The 14,372-nt window shown below is 50.8% G+C and carries 16 protein-coding genes and 1 pseudogene; 3 read left to right on the top strand and 14 right to left on the bottom strand.

Going from position 1 to position 14,372, the window contains the following annotated elements; genetic code table 11:
- Position 1: 1 nt before the first annotated feature.
- Positions 2-748 (top strand): amino acid ABC transporter ATP-binding protein, encoded by a 747-nt coding sequence (locus tag GO013_RS04815; protein WP_163808920.1) that lies wholly within the window; start codon positions 2-4, stop codon positions 746-748.
- On the opposite strand, the gene GO013_RS04810 is transcribed toward GO013_RS04815, so the two are convergent.
- The 11 genes and pseudogenes from GO013_RS04810 to GO013_RS04760 all read right to left on the bottom strand — a co-directional run bounded on the left by GO013_RS04810 (position 749) and on the right by GO013_RS04760 (position 10,010).
- Positions 749-1,090, bottom strand: a complete 342-nt coding sequence (locus tag GO013_RS04810) for an N-6 DNA methylase (protein ID WP_203529389.1) — start codon at positions 1,088-1,090, stop codon at positions 749-751.
- Positions 1,091-1,177: 87 nt separating this feature from the next.
- Positions 1,178-1,948 (bottom strand): HNH endonuclease signature motif containing protein, encoded by a 771-nt coding sequence (locus GO013_RS04805; protein ID WP_163808919.1) that lies wholly within the window; start codon positions 1,946-1,948, stop codon positions 1,178-1,180.
- Positions 1,949-2,078: 130 nt separating this feature from the next.
- Positions 2,079-2,446: pseudogene (gene tnpA / locus GO013_RS04800) on the bottom strand (IS200/IS605 family transposase).
- A gap of 286 nt (positions 2,447-2,732) precedes the next feature.
- On the bottom strand, positions 2,733-3,284 hold the full coding sequence (gene ssb / locus GO013_RS04795; RefSeq protein WP_163808918.1) for a single-stranded DNA-binding protein: 552 nt from the start codon (positions 3,282-3,284) through the stop codon (positions 2,733-2,735).
- Between the two features lie 34 nt (positions 3,285-3,318).
- Positions 3,319-3,660 (bottom strand): hypothetical protein, encoded by a 342-nt coding sequence (locus GO013_RS04790; protein ID WP_163808917.1) that lies wholly within the window; start codon positions 3,658-3,660, stop codon positions 3,319-3,321.
- 6 nt (positions 3,661-3,666) lie between these two features.
- Positions 3,667-4,314, bottom strand: coding sequence for a biotin attachment protein (locus GO013_RS04785; RefSeq protein ID WP_163808916.1), 648 nt, complete (start codon positions 4,312-4,314; stop codon positions 3,667-3,669).
- 84 nt (positions 4,315-4,398) lie between these two features.
- Positions 4,399-6,666, bottom strand: a complete 2,268-nt coding sequence (locus GO013_RS04780) for a carboxyl transferase domain-containing protein (RefSeq protein WP_163808915.1) — start codon at positions 6,664-6,666, stop codon at positions 4,399-4,401.
- Entirely contained in the window at positions 6,667-8,085 is a 1,419-nt protein-coding gene (locus GO013_RS04775; RefSeq protein WP_163808970.1) for a biotin carboxylase N-terminal domain-containing protein, read from the bottom strand.
- 11 nt (positions 8,086-8,096) lie between these two features.
- The gene (locus GO013_RS04770) at positions 8,097-8,477 is read right to left on the bottom strand and encodes a PilZ domain-containing protein (RefSeq protein WP_163808914.1); all 381 of its coding nucleotides are present in this window, start codon (positions 8,475-8,477) and stop codon (positions 8,097-8,099) included.
- 40 nt (positions 8,478-8,517) lie between these two features.
- Positions 8,518-9,258: a flagellar motor protein MotB gene (locus GO013_RS04765; RefSeq protein ID WP_163808913.1), complete on the bottom strand. Its 741-nt coding sequence runs from the start codon at positions 9,256-9,258 to the stop codon at positions 8,518-8,520.
- On the bottom strand, positions 9,255-10,010 hold the full coding sequence (locus GO013_RS04760; protein WP_163808912.1) for a MotA/TolQ/ExbB proton channel family protein: 756 nt from the start codon (positions 10,008-10,010) through the stop codon (positions 9,255-9,257). Before GO013_RS04760 ends, GO013_RS04765 begins: the two co-directional genes overlap by 4 nt.
- A gap of 90 nt (positions 10,011-10,100) precedes the next feature.
- On the opposite strand from GO013_RS04760, the gene GO013_RS04755 reads away from it, so the two are divergent.
- Positions 10,101-10,940 (top strand): purine-nucleoside phosphorylase, encoded by an 840-nt coding sequence (locus tag GO013_RS04755; protein WP_163808911.1) that lies wholly within the window; start codon positions 10,101-10,103, stop codon positions 10,938-10,940.
- Between the two features lie 63 nt (positions 10,941-11,003).
- Positions 11,004-11,663 carry a FlgO family outer membrane protein gene (locus tag GO013_RS04750; RefSeq protein WP_163808910.1) on the top strand — a complete coding sequence of 220 codons (660 nt, stop codon included), beginning with the start codon at positions 11,004-11,006 and terminating at the stop codon, positions 11,661-11,663.
- 128 nt (positions 11,664-11,791) lie between these two features.
- On the opposite strand, the gene GO013_RS04745 is transcribed toward GO013_RS04750, so the two are convergent.
- The 3 genes from GO013_RS04745 to GO013_RS04735 are packed head-to-tail and all read right to left on the bottom strand — an operon-like array spanning position 11,792 to position 14,371.
- Positions 11,792-12,379, bottom strand: coding sequence for a 2-oxoacid:acceptor oxidoreductase family protein (locus GO013_RS04745; RefSeq protein ID WP_163808909.1), 588 nt, complete (start codon positions 12,377-12,379; stop codon positions 11,792-11,794).
- Positions 12,379-13,221 carry a 2-oxoacid:ferredoxin oxidoreductase subunit beta gene (locus GO013_RS04740; protein WP_163808908.1) on the bottom strand — a complete coding sequence of 281 codons (843 nt, stop codon included), beginning with the start codon at positions 13,219-13,221 and terminating at the stop codon, positions 12,379-12,381. Before GO013_RS04740 ends, GO013_RS04745 begins: the two co-directional genes overlap by 1 nt.
- 4 nt (positions 13,222-13,225) lie before the next feature.
- Positions 13,226-14,371 carry a 2-oxoacid:acceptor oxidoreductase subunit alpha gene (locus GO013_RS04735; RefSeq protein WP_163808907.1) on the bottom strand — a complete coding sequence of 382 codons (1,146 nt, stop codon included), beginning with the start codon at positions 14,369-14,371 and terminating at the stop codon, positions 13,226-13,228.
- Position 14,372 lies beyond the last annotated feature (1 nt).

Below are 14,372 nucleotides of genomic sequence, written 5' to 3'. Positions count from 1 at the left end.
TATGGAATCTCAAAAAGTGGTGATTGACGTCAAGGGACTGAACAAGTGGTATGACGACTTTCACGTTCTCAAAAATATCGATCTTCAGGTCCATCATGGTGAACGAATTGTCATCTGTGGACCGTCCGGCTCCGGCAAATCGACACTCATTCGATGCATGAACCAGCTTGAACACCATCAGGAAGGCTCAATCACTGTCGAAGGCACGGAACTGACCGGCAACCTCAAAGGAATCGAAAAGATTCGCACGGAAGTCGGTATGGTCTTCCAGAATTTCAACCTGTTCCCACACATGACCGTGCTGGAAAACCTGATTCTCGCCCCGGTCTGGGTCCGTAAAATGCCCAAAAAGGAAGCGGAAGAAATCGCCATGCACTATCTCGGTCGTGTCCGCATCGCCGAACAGGCTCAGAAATACCCGGGCCAATTGTCCGGCGGCCAGCAACAACGTGTCGCCATTGCCCGCGCACTGTGCATGAATCCCAAAAGCCTGCTCTTTGATGAACCGACATCCGCCCTTGATCCAGAAATGATCAAAGAGGTGTTGGATGTCATGATCGAACTTGCGGAAGAAAAAATGACCATGGTCTGCGTCACCCACGAAATGGGCTTTGCCCGCACCGTGGCCGATCGCGTCATCTTCATGGACTCCGGCGAAATAGTCGAAGAGAACTCCCCTGAAGAATTCTTCACCAACCCCCAATACGACCGAACAAAGCTCTTCCTGAGCCAAATTCTACAACACTGATTACAATGCAAGGCCTCCGGCATACCGCTGGGGGCCTTTGTTCGTCTGCTTCCTCAAACCGCCTGTTCCAGTGGCAGAGGGCTGAATCAAGTCCACCATACACTCACTCAGCCGACGAGATGTAAAGTACTGTTCCGCCCCTTTCTTCAACTCGGTGGCGTGCTTCTCAAGCAACCCTTCATAGAGGTCGCCAAGCCCTTCTTCCCGTGCGCTGTACCAGTCCAGGTCATCAATGTCGCTAACCAGCTTGTTCCACCAATACTCTTCCGGGAGCTGAGACTCTTTGCCGGTCTCTTCCGCCATCTTGAAAAAGAAGAGGTAGGTACGTTCATTGACGTACAAGTGATAGGAAACGCCGTCACCTCAAAGGATTTTGCAAAGTTTCCAGAGTTTTTAAACGATATCGTGCGTGGTGGTCATTAAAAACTTTTATCCTTTGAATACTTTTTTTTGGTGATATTGAAGGTAGTTTTTGTGAGCCTTTGTCAGGCCGTTGATCTTCATCTGACTGCTGATTCCAAGTTTGTGCAAATCTTCAGCAGCATCGCTTATAAGAATTTTCCCGCTGTCAGAGAAAGAGATCAGCCCTGCATCAAAAGCTGCATCCAGTGATGGACTCAAGAGCAAACCATTCGCAGGATCAAGCCGCTCTGTATTGCTGCTTACAGCCCACGGCTTGATGTGGGAAGCTCTCAACAGTCTTGCATCTTCCACGCCAGTAACAGCGCAACATCCTCTCCAAAACTCAATGAGGGCATGTCGAAAACGACCTTGTCCGATTCGTGCGTTTACAATGGCTTCCACTGTTGTTTTATTAACTAAATCAGACTTGATTTCAGCGACAATCTCAACAGTTTTATCAACCTCAACAAGTCCTACCAACTCAAGAGCTTCCGCAAAGAGAGGCCGAAGACTGAGAACCCAATGCTTGTCCTCATTCTTTTTGGCGGTTACAATTCCATCCAAATGCCATTCACATTTATCAGAGTCAGGCTTGACTCTCGAATTAATCCGTTTTGCAAAGGTACCGTACGATCTGTTGATTGTGCGATAATCTATCCCAAGATGTGCCGCCAATTGCGGTGCCGTTGCTTTCTGGGCAAACACCTCATAATGGGTTTTCAAAATTTGTTTTTGCAGATCAGTGAAATTCTCAAATTCAGCGTTCAACGCATCAACATATTTTTCCAACATACTCATAATTACCCAACCTCATCCCAAAGGCTCTCGTTAATCTCCCTCAAGACCTCTTCCAACTTACCGCCAAAAACGCGGTTCAAACGATTGAATCCACCATTTGTGGACCACTCAAAGAGGCTTTGAGAACCGCCTAAAGGCGGAATTTCAATTGCTCTATCCGCTTGTCCTCATGCTCTTGCTTACGGATGTATTCCCTTATCACCTTTTCGTCTCGCCCCACTGTGGTGGCGTAATATCCACGCGCCCAAAGGCTCTGCCCAGCAAACCCTTTTGCCCGACCTTGGACTCCTCGCCGCTCTTCCCCTTTATGTAACAATCCACTTGAGACACAGCATATTTGGGCAGAATTGCAGTATACATATGCACAGGCTCAGCACACAGGTGCCCTTCCAATATTTTGCTTTCTCGATGTACTGCCAATGTATGGAACACATCGCCCAAGTAGTTTCTCAGTTTTCCAAACAGCACCTTACGGCGAGACTGAGGTATTCAAACGATATGGTACTTGCAGTCCTATTTTGTATGACATGGGCTCGAATTGTACTTCATTGAAGCCTCTCCCTTGCTCACTTTGAGCAACTCACAAGGGGGAAGGCGTCATGCTACTCTCGCATAAGTCAAACTTCTATGGCCGCCCCAGCAGAGCTGGGGGGCTCTCATTGGGACCAGACTCCAAAAAAAGAGGGCGGATATACCGCCCTCAGAACTACTCTTAACTCTGACGAGTATTAGGTTAATAGCTTTTTACACTTCCCCCAACGAGCCACTCTCTTAACATGCCCGATTAGAACGGCACATCGTCCATCCCACTGGCCTCCGAAGGGAATGCGGGACCAAGGTCCTCTTCTTGCTGTTGAGGCTGTTGACGAGGAGCCTGCGCCTGATTCTGCTGCGCATACCCACCCTGATTCTGCTGCTGTCCACCCTGCTGTTGTTGCTGATATCCACCCTGAGACTTCTGATATCCGCCACCTGTCTGAGAACCGGCACCATCGGTCGCCCGATCAAGACCTTGAACTCTGTCTGCGACAATCTCGGTCATATAGCGATCCTGACCAGTGTTCTGATCCTGCCATTTACGCGTCTGCAACTTGCCTTCGACCATCACCAAACGGCCTTTACCAAGGTAGTTGCCGCAAAATTCAGCGGTCTGCCGCCAAGCAACAATGTTGTGCCACTCAGTCTTTTCGACCTTCTGACCAGTTTGCCTGTCACGGTAGCCTTCGTCCGTGGCAATAGAAAACTTTGCCCGAGCCTGTCCGGCGGGCGTATAAGACAACTCGGGATCACGTCCCAATCTGCCGATAAGAATCACTTTGTTCATGCTGCCAGCCATATTAACTCCTTACAATACTTGTCTACTTCAGTCTTTAAAATTGAGAGGCAATTTCTTCAAGACTCTCTAATAAATCTTCCAATTGATAGATGAGCTTATCCGCTTCTCCGGGCTTCCATTCACCGAGACGCTTTTCAATGTCCAGCCGTATTCCTTCGGCTTTTTCAGCACCATCTTTCAAAGCGGCCGCCTTATCCGCGTCGATCAATCCGACTCGGACGGCGTCAAATACAGCTCCTGTCAGTTCAAGAACACCTTTTTTCTGAATAACTTGTGGGTCCTGCCACACAAGCTTCCAAAGCGAAGGAAATGCTTTTTCAACGTCAGATTCACTGACGGTCCACGCTATCACCCGAACTTGAAGGAGTTTGCCCATGGAGTCCTACTCTTCTTCCCATTCACTTTGGATGCGTGCGACCACATCCTGAATGAGGGTCAATTGATCTTCAGGGCAGACACCAATCAGGGGACCGCCCTCATCCACATTGTCACCACGACCAAAATACACAGAATAAATAATCCCCTCAGGCCCGGTATAGGCCAGGGGTGTTTCCCGTTTCATACGGGAAACAATAAGAATCTCCATACCATCGTGGACCTTGACGGACCGCTTTCCAGAGACCTTGAGTTTCTGATCGACTTCGGGAACAAAATAATATTTTGCCCGTTCAGGAGCACGAAACAAATACAGTGCCTCCTGCAAAATCAACTCGATGACTTCCTTGCGGGTCAGATAATGCTTGATAACCACAAGTGGCTCGCCAGCCTCGACAAACTGCCCTTCATGACGCAGATGCACGGACTCGATTTCACCTTTTTCTGGTGCCAAAATCGATTTTTTGTTCTTTTCTCTGGTCAAATGGGCCAGCAAAGTGCCGGGTTTTTCCATGTAGTCACCCCGAGGTCCGCGAACCATGTCGCCCTGTTTCAGTCCAGCGAATTCAACAACGCCGGTATGCGGAGCACGGATCACGATTTCACGATAGGGAGACGCTTTAACCTTATCAAGTAACTCTTTGATATTCAGCACTATCTTTCCTTGTATTCTCTTTTTTACTTTTTGCCTTCATACTGAAGGGACAAAAGGAACGGCCCGCCAAGAGCGGACTGTGGACTACCGATAGTATAGGTTGCGACCACCCATGGTCAAGAGCGACTGATGGAGGTTTTTTTTGACCTCTCGTCTATCCCAAATACCATGGATGTGCCCTCGGGAGAGGGCATGATACGCACGGTGATAATTGGGTGGCGTGGTGATGCCTGTGGTCTCGGTAATCACCCCAGGCCCAGCGAACCCGATATTCGACGACTGTACGGCAAATTGATAGGGCGAACACCCCAGAAAGCTGGCAACCGGGCCAGCATAGGAGTTCGTGTCGTACAGCACGAGATACAATCCGCCAGCATCGATATACCGCCGGACCGCAATGGTGCACCGAGGCATCTGAATGACGCCGTTCACCCCTTCCTGAATACGGATACCGGCCGTGCCGTGAACATAGGCTATAAACGGCTGACGTTTGCGTCCGGCCCGTTCCGCAGCCCGAATAAATTTTTCACCTTCAGCCGCGCCCACACTTCCACCCCGGAATGGTGCACACAAGACGGCAACAACAGCGTCCACATCCTCAATGGATGTTTCAAAGGTCATACACGCGGATTTCAAGCCGGTCTTTTCCTTGGCCTTGTCCAATTTGAGATCAAATTTTTCATACCCCAACGGGTTGACGGCTTCCAACTGCTGGTTGAATTCCTTGGACTCGTTGTATTCGAAAACATTTTCCAGATACCACCGATATTCCATGGGGAAATGATGACCGCAGGACGGACAGACTCCAGCAAAATCACCAAACAAGTCAGGCACCCATAAATCAGGACAATGTTGTGTACGGACATTGGGACAGGTGATGGTCCGATCTTCCTGACTACGGGGACTGGTCCATGCCCACTCGCTCCCCACAAGGCACGCTCCATCCTCGGGGCAGGACAATCGGGTCAACCGATTCATGACGTCTTCGCCCACCACCGGGGTATCCACCCCATTGCCCGGCAAGACCTTATCAACCGTTTTCTTCAACGGCATAAGCAACTTGTGTCGAACCAGATGCGCCTCGGCACCAATATCCTCGAACATGGCGTCCAGACGTTTTTTCTGCCGTCCCAAAAGATCATATCGGAAAAAAGAATGGGTGGCCCACACCGCGCCCTTGGTTGCGGTGACGGCCCGGTTGACGATCCCGGTCCCATCCAGACGGGCATGTCGGCTCAAACTACGGTATTTCCGCTGTCGCTGATCCACCAAACGATGCAACGCGGATTTTGAAAGCGTCCAGCGCATGTAGATGGATTCGGCATCATCGGTTTTACTCGCACGAACCGCCATAGCCCTGTACAATTTCATGGGTTTGACACCGCTGACCACTTCATTGGTCGCCTGAATCAACTCCCGCCGTAGTTCCCGAAAAAATTCATAATGATTCGGCCTCGCACCCAATGGAGGCTCTTGCAAAATGCGATCAATGTACCCATTTCGAAGATTATCCTCAGCGGTAATGCACAACTGGCTCGCACATTTTTCAATCAGCTCCGGGGTTGCCCGGGTCCCGCCACGCAAACCGGCCTCGATGGCAGCCGCGCCTTCGGGTGAAATAACCGAATAATACCCGTGAGAAAGCATGATGCGACGATCAGCCAACCCAATGGCTTCAGCACCACCTGACCCTCCTTCGGAAAAAACCGAAATCACCGGGACTTTCAACGCGGCCAACTCATACAAATTTTTCGCTATCTGCTGCGCTGCACCGGGCCAATCTTCCACCGGATATGCCCCAGGCGTAAAAACAAAGGTATGGATCGGAATATTTTCGGTTTCAGCGACTTTCATGTACTGCAAAGCCTTGGCATTGCCGGACGGCTTGACAGATCCGCCATTGCGGAAGGCTTCGCCATGCCCTTTTTCCTGTCCAATAACCATGACCATCTGGTTGATGACCTTGCCATTGACCCGCCGAGAAAAGACAGCCCGGGCAATCAGCATGGACGGATCGATGTTAAACTCGCCACGCCCACCGATTTCCGTGTAGTTATCGTACACATTTTCAAGAATGTCCTTGAGGCACATCCGCTGTGGATGCCGAACAATACGCACTTTGTCCATCGGGGTCAGCGTGGTATCGAGCTTCCGTTCGGAAAAATCGAACAAATCCTCAAGGCGTGCCAATGCATTGGCTGAGACTCCGCCCGACTGCGATTGATTCAATTCCAACAACTCGTTCAAACGAGCAGAGAGCAGACGAATGGAATCGTCTTCCTTCCCCGCAAAAATTTCACGGATATACCGCAAACGGTCTTTCAGATTCTGGACTTTTTTTGCTCTATCCATCTAAAACTCCAGAAGTCTTTCGGTCTTGCCTTTCAAATACTCAATATTGGTATAAAAATCGTCAGCAGAACCACCAACATCACCATCCAACATCAGGGAATCTAGAAACTGTCGTCCCCGATTCTTGGCCTCATCCAGATTTTTGCCCCAAATAATCGCCAATGCCAAATTGGGATCAAATTCCATGGGAATTTCGTAGGGCACACCGACAGGAACCTGTGTATACACATCCAACCAGTCCTGTACTTCCCACTCAAAACGGGTAATGCGACCGGCACACGGTGTAAACCAGTTGCCCGTATTCTCGGCAACGATCCGGTATTCAATGCCAACACCGTCAAGCTCGATGTCTTCCTGACTGTACCCCATGGGTTCGCCCAGCGCCAAACGAATTTGCTCGGTAATGATATCGATCGGTTGTCCGTCCACCTTGGAAATAATCGCGGACACCCCGTTTTCAACTTGGATACGAGTATTGACTTCCATGAGAAACGGCTCCCCTCTCGGGGTGATGATCCATTCCCAGGTTCCCACGTTATCATACCCTGATTCCCGCGCCATAGCCAAGGAATGCTGTGTGATCTCTTCAAGGACTTTGCCTGCGTCAAAAGTATAGGGCACCACGCCAGGAGCAAACCCGGGCGCGACTTCGATGCGTTTCTGCTTGCCCGTTGACTGCACGGAACAATTTCTCGTCCCGAAATGAACATGCTGTTTCCCACTGCGCTCACTCACCACCTGGACTTCCAGATGATTGAAATCAAAAATGCGCTGCTCGATGAGCACCCCTTCATCACCGAAATTTCGCTTGGCATAATTTCGAATACGCCGAAAAACAGACCGAAATTCGTCCAGATCTCCGACCTCTTCAATGCCCATCCCGCCACCACCTGCCGAGGCCTTGACCATGATCACGCCATTGAGAATGCCCTGGCTCGCTTGAAAATCAAACAGACTGGACGCTATTTCATCCGCTTCAAGCTCACTGTACACCGGCCGGTCAGAGCCGGGAACAGTCGGGACATTCAGACTTCGAGCAATGCGTTTGGTATTAATTTTATCTCCCAAATCCCGAATCACCCACCACGATGGGCCAATGAAAGCCATAGGCCGATCACGACGGACCACACGTCGTGCGAACCGAAAATCTTCAGCAAAAAAACCGTACCCGGGATGAACGGCCGTGGCACCACTGGCATCGGCCACAGAAAAAAGTTCATTGGCATCCAGATACGAAGTAATCGTATAAACAGCACTATCTCCAGCAAGTTCCCGGGCAAGCGCAACATGCCCCGACGCCGTGTCTTCCGGTGTGCAGACACACACGAAATCCAACCCCAGACGCTGGCAGGCCCTCATCACCCGCATGGCTATTTCACCACGATTGGCTATGAGGACCTTATGCTGCTCCTGATTCATGCGTGCCACGATCAGCCCTGCTCCCTTTTTTTCTTGCGTAAGGCAATCAGTCGTTTCTGGACTTCAAGAACAAGCTTGTCCAACTTGATCTGTTTCTGTCGTTCAAGATCGACAAAATTCAGCCCGACAATACCATTATCCAAGACTCGCATAACCGATGAGGATACACCACGCAAAAAGAATTTCTTGTTGATGAGTAACTCCACTTCAAGCACCTGCTTTTCCGAAAACCGCTTTTCGGGGTCAAGCACGGCACACCCAGTGGCACTCAAATCCATGACATCCAAAACATAATTCTGTTCCGGAAACCGGGCCGTCAGGCCGGGAACCTTTGTACGAAAAGCCTTTCGCAACCGATCCTGATCTTCAGGTATGCTTATTTCAAAATCCATGATTCCCCCAAATACAATTCAATAAAATCGCCGAGCGACACTACTGACCCGATACCCGTTTTTCAAGCACGAATTCAACACGCCGATTTTTGGCTCGATATTCAGCGGATGAGTTCGGAACCAGTGGATTCAGATAGGCAAGACCCGTGGCGGTCAATCTGGTGGACTCTATTCCCATCTTCAGTAATTCCCGCAGGACATTCACTGCACGCAATGCGGAGAACTCCCAATTATCCTTGAAACGCGATCGCCGACTCGGACGGACATTATCCGTATATCCGACAATCTTGATCGTCTGATCCTTGTGCTGAATGAAAAAATCCTTGAGCGTTGCGACCAGCCGTGCGCCTTCGGGCGTAAGCGTCACTCGACCAGAAGGAAACATGACGTCACCCGGTACCCGAATGACAATTCGGCCATCCTCGAAATTCGCACTGACCAGTCCCTCGATGCCTTTCTTGGTCTGCAACGTCTTGACCTCGGCAAAAACCTTGCGTTGAGATTCAATGATCTGACGACGCATCAAAGCCTGATCGATGAGCACCCCGGCTTCTTCCCGGGTAATCCGACTGGTAGAAATCTGCCGCATCTTGCCCTGCAAAGCCTGTGTGACCGACGAAAACGTCTCGGAAAACTTATGGGTATCAATGGTGGACATCGAATAGAGCAAGACAAAAAAGACGAGCAACAGCATGGAAAGATCGGCAAAAGTCGTCAACCATTCATTGCCGCCGTCTTCTTCCTCTTCCTGCAAAAAAATCGACCGATCATCATCTTTCATCGTTGCGTCTCACGTTCTGCCGGGGCCAGGAAGGATGACAGCTTCTCATAGACAAGCCTCGGATTGTTGTTTTCAAGAATGGACTTCGCCCCTTCGAAAATGACTTCCAAATGTAATTGCTCCTGCAAAGTCCGTGCTTTCAACTTGGCGGCCATGGGAATAAAAAACAACGTGGACATGGCCGAACCATAAAATGTCGTCAAAAGAGCGACGGCCATTGCCGGACCAATGGATTCGGGATCTTCCAACTGCGACAGCATTTGCACAAGACCAATCAGGGTTCCCATCATCCCGAAAGACGGAGCCAAGGCTGCCAGCCGTTTGAAGACATCCTGCCCGACCTGATGCCGTCGTCGCATGGAGCTGATCTCGATAGCGAGCGTTGAGCGGATGAGATCCGGATCAGCGTTATCCGCAATCAGTTGACAGGATTTCTTGAGAACCATATTTTCCGTCTGCACATTTTCCAAGGCAAGCAGCCCTTCCCGTCGGCTGATTTCAGCCACCTTGACCATGATGTTCACGACATCGCGAACCCGGGTCTTTCGAGAAGCAAAAATCTTGAAGGCCGCCTTGAAGGCCTGTATGACTTCTTCAAAGGGAAACGCGACCATAATGGACGCCAACGTGCCGCCAACAACAATCATCATGCCGGGAACATTGATAAAAACATCAACAGCTCCACCGATGACAATGGCACCGATGATAAGCGCGAGACCAACGGTAAGGCCAAGGAGTGTCACAATATCCATACGAAAAGCCTGTCCTTCATGGGTTCAATTCAATCCATTCACACACTGTTTTCCCAAACAAAAAAACAATCAAAAAATAGAGGGGCCAGCATGGAATACCATAAAAAGATACAACATTCTGCCGCATACATACAGGAAAAGTTAGGCAAAGTTCAAGGACAGACTGTCGCTCTGGTGACCGGAACCGGTCTTGGGGCACTGGCTGATGCCATTGAAAACCCGATTTCCATTCCCTATGAAGCCATCGATGAATTCCCGGTTTCCACGGTCAAGAGTCACACCGGGCAACTAATTTCAGGCACGCTTGAAGGTCTCCCCGTGCTTGCCCTTCAGGGACGATTCCATCTGTATGAAGGATTTTCCGCGCAGGAAGCCACACACAACATCCGCGTTCTCGGAGAACTCGGAATCAAGACATTGATCCTCACCAACGCAGCGGGTGCGCTCAACCCCTCATTTGCAACCGGATCTCCCATGGTCATCGAGGATCAGATTAACCTGACAGGACACACTCCGCTTCGAGGAGAAAATGTGGACACCTGGGGTGAACGATTCCCGGACATGTGCTCCGCCTATGACCCGGCATTGCGACAACTGGCGATATCCACGGCTCTGGAGTTGGGCATCCGACTGGAACGGGGTGTGTATATGCAAATCATGGGACCAAACATGGAAACTCCGGCCGAAACCCGCATGTATCGAAACCTGGGAGCCGACGCCATCGGCATGTCCACCTGTCTGGAAGCGATCGCTGCGCACCATATGGGTATCCGCCTGCTCGGCCTGTCCTGCCTGACCAACAAAAACCTGCCGGACTGCATGAAGAAGGTCCCTCTGGATGCCGTGATTGCCCAGGCTGAAAAATCCTCGGCAGCCATGATACAACTTATTCGTGCGCTCCTAAAGAAAATGGTCGGGACAGCCGAATAGATAGGTGACAGATCGTTGAAACGATTTGGCACTCAAAGGGACAACGACTTCAGGATGGCATAGATGAACAAGGACATACTGGTTTTTTTGATACTCTCTACCACACTCCTCACTGCGGGATGTGGTAATCGCATGTGGGAAGACGGCAAACAAACCACATCGGACGGATTCAACTATGTTTTTGACACCACCCCGACGGCACGGCCCTATCATGAGACCGCAGCCATCCCTCTCATTGAACTGAACTACAGAGCGGCTGACGAAATATATGCCAATGTCGGCAAAAGTGAACTCACCCCCAAATCGGCAATCTTTGTTTCTCGGTTCACCAACCCTCAGGATCCCGGCGATGCGGCCATTTTCGGTTCGGTCATGACACAACAAATCGCGGACCGGCTGGTTCAACGAGGAGTGCTGGTCACGGATGGCACCCCCGATGTCACGGACTACCTTTACGCTCCGGGGACCACTGCCGAAGACTACAAAAGCCTGACCGCAACCATGTCAGGTCGATTGCCTCCGCGATCAGCCATGCTTTCCGGCACGTATGTTCTCGGAGACAACACGATCTACCTTTCTTCCAAAGTCATACGATTGGTTGATTCCGCAGTGGTATCCGCCCACAACTGGACCATCCCGATCACGGATAATGTCCGGGAGATGCTCCCGCAACTGCCTCAAAATGAAGGCATGATGCCCACCGTCAAAAACACCTTTGAATAATTATCCGACCGATCCAACAAACAAGGCCACAGCTGCATCTGCAACCGTGGCCTTCTCTTTGTCTGCGCTTCAGGAATATCTCGACTCACGATATCCCGGAACTTTTTTTCCAATAAAGTTCTGTCGAATTATTCCGTGCGCCAGGAGTCCCCGGCCTCTTCTCCCCATTCCTTTTTGGCGAGCCGATGGCCCAAATTGAAAGCCTTGGTATTGATCGCCTTGATCTTGGGTGGCAAAATGGACTCCAGACTTTTCCGCATGGTTCCCTGAATGACAAAGGGAAGCAAAAAGGACAGGGAGCCGAGAACCACCGTATTCATGGCCTGAAGGATGCCGACCTTTTCCTTGGCGAGTGCAGTATATGGCAGGCCGAGAAATTGATTGGTCGGCGGCTGTTTGACCAAATCGGACTCCAGCACCAGCACACCCCCGGGCTTCAAATAGGGATAATAGCTGTTGCAGGCCTCTTGAGATAACGCAACCAACAGGTCCAGATTTTCCGCTTTCGGATAACTGATGGGACCGGAACTGATGACCAGGTCACACTTGCTGGACCCGCCACGGGCTTCGGGACCATAGCTTTGGGTCTGGGTCACATTGTATCCATGCCCAAGGGCCAGACCCTGGCCCATAATTTTGCCCAAGGTAATGATTCCCTGCCCCCCAAGACCTGAGAACCGAATCTCAAACCGTTCAAGCTCTTGTTGCGGTTTCATTACTTGCCCCCCTTTGCCTGCAATTTCGACCGGAGTTGCGCATAGCTTTCCTCGAAGCCGGGTCGATTCCGCTCGACAAAAACACCGATCGGCAACCGTCCGGCCCGTTTGTCTTCAGGCAATTCAGCATACCGTTCAACGGAAATCGCGGTCTTCTTCATCCATTTATACATTTCAACAGGATTTTTGAACTTGTTCTTGCGGCCATACTGAGTATGACACGGGGTTATGGCTTCAACCACACTGAATCCGGGACGCTGAATGGCTTCGGTCATGATCTTTTCCAATTTATTGACATGGAAAACAGTTCCACGAGCCACGTAATTTGCCCCTGCCCCCCGAGCCAGCTCAACCGTGTCGAAATTGCTGTCGAGCTGTCCGTAAGGATTCGTCATGGTGGTTGATCCCAAAGGCGTTGCCGGAGAACTCTGGCCGCCTGTCATGCCATAAATGCTATTGTTCAACACCAAAGCGGTCACCCCTATATTTCGTCGCGCCGCGTGAATGAGATGGTTTCCACCAATGGACAACGCATCGCCGTCACCCATGATGGTGATGACATTGAGCTTCGGATTGGCCATCTTGATGCCAGTGGCAAAACTCAAAGCACGGCCATGGGTGGTGTGAATGGTGTTGAAATCAACGTACACGGCCAATCGCCCGGAACACCCGATACCTGCCACGACCACAACGTCGTCCTTGGGAATTTCTAATGCGTGAATGGAACGGATCAGGGTGCCCAAAACAATACCATGTCCGCATCCGGCGCACAAAACATGCGGGAACTTCTTGTTGTGCCTCAAATACTGATGAATTATTTCATTTCCGGTAAATGTACTCATGTCACTACCCCTGCATGATAACCTTGAGAATTTCCGCGGGAGTGACGATCTGTCCGTCCACGCGATTGATGGTCCTGACCGCGGCCTGGCCCATATTCACACGTTTCACCTCGCGAGACATCTGCCCCATATTCATTTCGGGGACCACCAACGTCTTTGCGTGTGCCAACAATTTTTCCGTGTGTCTTCTCGGATACGGGAACAGTGTTTTCAACTTGAGTAACCCAGCTTTGACGCCGTTTTCCCGAGCCTGATGAACAGCCAATTCAGCGGATCGAGCCACGCTGCCATACGCGATGACAACCACTTCGGCATCGTCGGTCTGTACTTCATCGACCAACTGGATATCATAAAAGAATTGATCGATCTTGCGATGAATTCGATCCATCAACTCAACGACCTCTTCAGGGCGTTGGGTCGGAAATCCATTGCGATCATGGGTCAACCCCGTCACATGAAACCGATACCCTGATCCAATGGCAGGCATGGGCGGCACACCGCGCACGGTTTCCTCATACGGTTTATACCATTCCGGCGGCATGGACGGGACAGTCCGGGAAAACACTTCGTACTCCCCGTCATTGGGCAATTCGATCTTTTCTCGAGTGTGAGAAGTAACCTCGTCAAGCAACAGTATGACTGGCGTCCGATACTTTTCGGCCATGTTGAAAGCGGTAATCGTCATATCCAGACATTCCTGAACATTGGACGCGGACAACACGATAATCGGATGGTCACCATGGGTTCCCCAACGAGCTTGCTGCACATCGCCCTGTGCGGGACAGGTCGGCAGCCCCGTTGACGGGCCTCCCCGCATGACATTGACCAAAACCAACGGTGCTTCCGCCATGATCGCATACCCGAGATTCTCCTGCATCAAGGAAAATCCCGGCCCACTGGTGGCTGTCATCGCCTTTCGTCCTGCCAGGGATGCGCCGACGACGGCCCCCATACTGGCGATTTCATCTTCAAGTTGGATAAACACACCGTCTTCAAGAGCGGGCAGACGAGAAGCCATAATTTCCATGATTTCGGACGATGGTGTAATGGGATACCCGCCGAAAAATGAACACCCTGCCAACAACGCTCCTTCAACAACCGCTTCGTTGCCAAGAGCGAAAATTTCTTTGCGTTTCTTGCGTCTGGGCATT

The sequence above is a fragment of the Pseudodesulfovibrio sp. JC047 genome, assembly GCF_010468615.1.
Taxonomy (GTDB): Bacteria; Desulfobacterota; Desulfovibrionia; order Desulfovibrionales; family Desulfovibrionaceae; genus Pseudodesulfovibrio.
This window is presented reverse-complemented; position numbering and strand designations above follow the sequence as displayed.

Excerpts from the sequence above, each read along its gene's own strand:
- GO013_RS04760 (WP_163808912.1), bottom strand. The coding sequence starts at position 10,010 with ATGGATATTGTGACACTCCTTGGCCTTACCGTTGGTCTCGCGCTTATC.
- GO013_RS04815 (WP_163808920.1), top strand. The coding sequence starts at position 2 with ATGGAATCTCAAAAAGTGGTGATTGACGTCAAGGGACTGAACAAGTGG.
- GO013_RS04780 (WP_163808915.1), bottom strand. The coding sequence starts at position 6,666 with ATGGATAGAGCAAAAAAAGTCCAGAATCTGAAAGACCGTTTGCGGTAT.
- GO013_RS04740 (WP_163808908.1), bottom strand. The coding sequence starts at position 13,221 with ATGAGTACATTTACCGGAAATGAAATAATTCATCAGTATTTGAGGCAC.
- GO013_RS04770 (WP_163808914.1), bottom strand. The coding sequence starts at position 8,477 with ATGGATTTTGAAATAAGCATACCTGAAGATCAGGATCGGTTGCGAAAG.
- GO013_RS04805 (WP_163808919.1), bottom strand. The coding sequence starts at position 1,948 with ATGAGTATGTTGGAAAAATATGTTGATGCGTTGAACGCTGAATTTGAG.
- GO013_RS04790 (WP_163808917.1), bottom strand. The coding sequence starts at position 3,660 with ATGGGCAAACTCCTTCAAGTTCGGGTGATAGCGTGGACCGTCAGTGAA.
- ssb (WP_163808918.1), bottom strand. The coding sequence starts at position 3,284 with ATGGCTGGCAGCATGAACAAAGTGATTCTTATCGGCAGATTGGGACGT.
- GO013_RS04735 (WP_163808907.1), bottom strand. The coding sequence starts at position 14,371 with ATGCCCAGACGCAAGAAACGCAAAGAAATTTTCGCTCTTGGCAACGAA.
- GO013_RS04755 (WP_163808911.1), top strand. The coding sequence starts at position 10,101 with ATGGAATACCATAAAAAGATACAACATTCTGCCGCATACATACAGGAA.
- GO013_RS04745 (WP_163808909.1), bottom strand. The coding sequence starts at position 12,379 with ATGAAACCGCAACAAGAGCTTGAACGGTTTGAGATTCGGTTCTCAGGT.
- GO013_RS04765 (WP_163808913.1), bottom strand. The coding sequence starts at position 9,258 with ATGAAAGATGATGATCGGTCGATTTTTTTGCAGGAAGAGGAAGAAGAC.
- GO013_RS04750 (WP_163808910.1), top strand. The coding sequence starts at position 11,004 with ATGAACAAGGACATACTGGTTTTTTTGATACTCTCTACCACACTCCTC.
- GO013_RS04775 (WP_163808970.1), bottom strand. The coding sequence starts at position 8,085 with ATGAATCAGGAGCAGCATAAGGTCCTCATAGCCAATCGTGGTGAAATA.